General features: G+C 56.9%; 4 protein-coding genes and 1 pseudogene. 4 read left to right on the top strand and 1 reads right to left on the bottom strand.

Going from position 1 to position 3,864, the window contains the following annotated elements:
* From VAE48_RS16480 to VAE48_RS16465, 4 genes and pseudogenes are all read left to right on the top strand, one after another.
* Nucleotides 1-286: pseudogene (locus VAE48_RS16480) on the top strand (ABC transporter ATP-binding protein); the annotation flags it as partial.
* Nucleotides 283-1,320, top strand: coding sequence for an ABC transporter permease (locus VAE48_RS16475; RefSeq protein WP_322794430.1), 1,038 nt, complete (start codon nt 283-285; stop codon nt 1,318-1,320). The pseudogene VAE48_RS16480 and the gene VAE48_RS16475, both read left to right, overlap by 4 nt.
* On the top strand, nt 1,317-2,213 hold the full coding sequence (locus tag VAE48_RS16470; protein ID WP_322794429.1) for an ABC transporter permease: 897 nt from the start codon (nt 1,317-1,319) through the stop codon (nt 2,211-2,213). Before VAE48_RS16475 ends, VAE48_RS16470 begins: the two co-directional genes overlap by 4 nt.
* The gene (locus VAE48_RS16465) at nt 2,210-3,610 is read left to right on the top strand and encodes an ADP-ribosylglycohydrolase family protein (RefSeq protein ID WP_322794428.1); all 1,401 of its coding nucleotides are present in this window, start codon (nt 2,210-2,212) and stop codon (nt 3,608-3,610) included. Before VAE48_RS16470 ends, VAE48_RS16465 begins: the two co-directional genes overlap by 4 nt.
* Nucleotide 3,611: 1 nt before the next feature.
* Here VAE48_RS16465 and VAE48_RS16460 read toward each other — a convergent pair.
* Nucleotides 3,612-3,864, bottom strand: a 253-nt coding sequence (locus tag VAE48_RS16460) for an AAA-associated domain-containing protein (RefSeq protein WP_322794427.1), incomplete at its 5' end; no start/stop codon positions are given.

The following is a 3,864-nucleotide window of genomic DNA, read 5'->3' as shown; positions in this document are numbered from 1 at the left end:
CGTCGGACGTGAACTGCTGCTGCAAAGTGACTTCGTCCTGCTCGACCAGCCCACCCGCGGGTTGGACGTCGGTTCAATGGAGTACATCCATGACCAGATTTTGCGAATTCGCGCTGAAGGACGCGCCATTCTGATGATTTCAGCCGATTTAGAGGAAATCTTCCTGCTTTCGGATCGCATTCTGGTACTGTACCGCGGCAAACTGGTGGGCAATTTGCCGGTTGAACAAACCAACCCACAGGAAGTAGGCCAGTTGATGCTGGAAGGGCGGGAAGCAAGCCTATGAGACAAAAACTGCTCAACGCCCTGATTGGTATCCTGATTGCCTTGCTGCTGGGAGCATTCCTGTTGTTGTTGCAGGGCTACGACCCGCTGGCAACCTATGAGTCACTGTTCCGCTATTCGCTGTTTGGGTATTATCCCTTTGCTACCACACTGCGCAATGCCGTTCCGCTGGTACTGCCCGGCCTTTCGGCAGCCATTGCGTTTGCTTCCGGCGTAGTTAACCTTGGTCAGCCCGGCCAGCTGGTGATGGGCGCCCTGTTCGCCACCGTTGGCGGCCTTTACCTTGACCTGCCGCCTGCGCTGATGATTCCCGTTCTTGCCCTGCTGGCCATGCTGGGAGGGATGTTGTGGGCGGGCATTGCTGCTCTGCTGCGGCGCTTCTTTGACATGAGCGAGTTCATCGTCACCCTCATGTTGAATATGATTGCCGATTACTTCACCGCCTGGGCAATCACTGCGCCGTTCAAAGACCCGGCAGCATTTTCGCCGATGACCCCGCAAATCAACCCCAACGGCTGGCTGCCAAAGTGGGGTGAATTTAACACCATGATTCTGTTCATGTTTGCCGCAGTCGTTCTGGCCTGGTTCATCTTCAACCGCTGGAAAGCCGGCTACGAATGGCGCATCACCGGCCAGAATGCGTTGTTTGCGCGGCTGGGCGGCTGCAACATCAACCGCAATTTTGTGGCAGTGATGCTGGTAACCGGGGCACTGGCCGGGCTGGCAGGCGGTCTGGTGGTGATGGGCGGGCCGCACCGCTTCATTCGCGGGCTGGGCGCCAACTACGCATGGGATGGGGTGATGATTGCCATTGTCGCCAACAATGGGCTGATTGCCACCTTCCTGTATGGTTTGTTCTTCAGCGCCATTCAAACCGGCGCATTGGGTATGGAATTAATCACCAATGTCCCCAATGAAATCTCACAGGTACTGCAAGCCCTTCTGGTGCTGGTCATCGTCGCCAGCCGCGAGTACCTGAACACTGCCCTGGAACAACTGGCAGCCCGCCGGCGGGCAAGGGAGGTGCGCACATGAAAATCCTCCTCGGCTTGATTAACGGCATGATTTCCGGGGCAACCCCCATTTTACTGGCGGCGTTGGGCGGCGCCTACACCTATTACGCAGGTGTGTTCAACATTGCCATGGAAGGTATGCTGCTGACCGGCGCTTTCTTTGCCGTGCTGGGTTCCTATTACACCGGCTCATGGCTGGTGGGTGTGCTACTGGCGGTGGCAGGGGCTTTGCTCCTTTCTCTGATATTTATTCTCTTTGCGGTGGTATTGAAAACCGATGAGTTTGTAACCGGCATCGCCCTGAACTTGTTTGCCGTGGGGGCAACCACCTACATGCTGCGCAAAATTTTCAGCGTCAAGGGTGTCTTTTCCAACCCGGCCATCCAACCCATTCCCTCCATCCGTTTGCCGCTGATCGAAAACATTCCGCTGGTTGGTGAGATTCTGTCAGGGCAGAATTTGATGGTCTGGGTAGCGGTAATCGCCACCATTTTGACTTACTACCTGATCTTTCAAACCCGCTTTGGCCTGCGTCTGCGCGCAGCCGGTTATAACCCGGCCCGCCTGGATTCAAGCGGCGTGCCTTCCAACCGTATGCGCGCCCTTTCTTTGCTGGCTTGCGGGGTGCTGTGCGGGTTGGGCGGGGCATTCCTCTCGCTCGGTTATGTCAACCTGTTTGCCGAAAACATGTCCGCCGGGCGGGGCTGGATTTCGCTGGCAGCCATTATTCTGGTCAACGGCAACCCGCTGGGCATCGCCCTCATTTCGCTGTTGTTTGGTTTTTCGGATGGGCTGGGCTTATTGCTGCAGGGTTACCGTGTCCCTGCCCAGTTCACGGCCATGGTGCCCTATGTGGCAACTCTGATCGCCCTCTACTTCTACGCTGCCCGTAAACGGAGGTTGAAAAACGCATGATTGAATTACCCCATCCTCTGCCCGCCCGCGCCTGGCAAATTGACCGCGCCATCCGCCTGAATGCCGTCCCGCTCGACCGGCGCGTTCATTCCAGCCAGTGGTATGACAGCAATACCGTCTTTCCGCATGGAGATGACCTGATCGCTCTGTTCTGGAATGCGCGTGTACCCGGTTCCGGCGCGCCGGAAATCCCTTATGTGGAAATGGTACAGTCGCGCTACAATCAGGGCTTTGATGTTAGCGAAGCGGAGGCTCTGCTGCCGGAAGGGCTGCAACTGGCAGCCGAAAACCGCCGCGATGACCTGCGTGCCCACACCGCCCGCCTGTTGAGTGCCTTGCACAATGCCCCCCGCATTCCCACCCATTCTTACTGGCAATATCAACGCCCGATGGATTGGGAAAGTATCTTCTCCAACATGAAGAATCCCGCAACTCAGCCAGAAAAGCTGCCTTCCAAAGAAGTGCCGGAGCGAATCCTGCATGGCTGGTTGGGGCAGCTGGCCGGCGGCAGTTTTGGCACCGCCATCGAGGGCTATCATTCCAGCCAGATTCAAAAAGTGTACGGCGTGATTGAGGGCTACCTGACCGAACCCGAAACGGTCAACGATGATGTGGTTTATGAACTGGTCTTTCTGGATGTGTTTGAAAAACACGGCAGGAACCTCACCTCGATAGACCTCGGTCTGGAATGGCTGCGCCAGATCCCGTTTGGCTGGTCAGCCGAGTGGGTTGCGCTGAACAATCTGAGCATGGGATTTATGCCGCCGCTTTCGGGTGCTTTTCGCAATCCGTACAATGACTGGATTGGCGCGCAAATGCGCGGGATGGTCTGCGGGATGCTTGCGCCTGGCTGGCCTGTGGAAGCCGCCCGGCTGGCCTTTTTGGATGGCTGCGTTTCCCATGCCGCCAACGGCGTTTACGGCGGCATGTATGCGGCTGTGTTAACCGCGCTTGCCTTTGTACGCAATGACTTGCGCGCCATGTTGGAAGAAGGTCTGAATTACCTGCCGCAGCGCAGTGAATATGTGGCAATTGCCCGTGAGGTGTTGCAAACGCTCTCCGCAACACCCGACCCGCTGGAAGCCTGGCACAAACTGGACACCCGCTTTGAGGAGTACAACTGGATCCACGCCTACCCCAACCTGGCCGCTGATTTATTTGCTCTGTGGCACTGCAACGGCGAGATGACGGCTGCCTTCCGCTGGCTTGCTCACGCCGGGCTGGATGTGGACTGCAACGCCGGTCTGGTTGGCACACTGCTGGGAATCATGAGCGGCACACCCGCCCAATGGGCCGATCCGCTGCACGACACGCTGGAAACCTACCTGCGCGGCAAAGAACATCTCTCCATCCGCAGCCTTGCCGAGCGGACATGGCGATTAATAAAATCCAGTTAAATCAAACCGCAATGGGTGCGCTTTCGAGGTAAATCGTCTCGCTTTTATCGTCATAACCCAGCACCTCAGCGTAACGGCCCCAATCCACCACCGTTTCGAGCTGCTTTTCGGCTTCTTCGGGCGGAAATTCCAGTTCCAGCGCTGTTTGAATCACATTCCATTTCAGTTGCTGATTATCCGCCGAACGCAGCAGGTTGAAAATCCAGCGGCAAATCGGCAGGCGGCGGATGCGGGTGGCAAAAATTTCCTTACGC

Source organism: Bellilinea sp., assembly GCF_034432615.1.
Lineage (GTDB): Bacteria > Chloroflexota > Anaerolineae > Anaerolineales > Anaerolineaceae > Bellilinea.
Note: the sequence above shows the minus strand (reverse complement) of the source record. Positions and strands in the feature narration are given on the sequence as shown.